General features: G+C 53.1%; 1 rRNA gene. It reads right to left on the bottom strand.

The features are described 5' to 3' along the window. Positions 1-211, bottom strand: a 23S ribosomal RNA gene (locus LCF57_RS06705); the annotation flags it as partial.

Here is a 211-nt window from a genome sequence, read left to right as displayed (position 1 = left end):
GCCCACCTGACACTGTCCTCGTACCGGCTTACGGTACCAAGTTAGAACCTAGATACGATCAGGGTGGTATCCCAAGGATGCCTCCCCTCAAGCTGGCGCTCAAGGTTCAACGGCTCCCACCTATCCTGTACAGATCGTACCCAAATTCAATATCAAGCTGCAGTAAAGCTCCATGGGGTCTTTCCGTCTTGTCGCGGGTAACCTGCATCTT

It is taken from the genome of Paenibacillus sp. BJ-4 (assembly GCF_020404765.1).
GTDB lineage: Bacteria > Bacillota > Bacilli > Paenibacillales > Paenibacillaceae > Paenibacillus.
The sequence above is the reverse complement of the archived record's forward strand: the minus strand, read 5'-3'. Positions and strand labels throughout refer to the sequence as shown.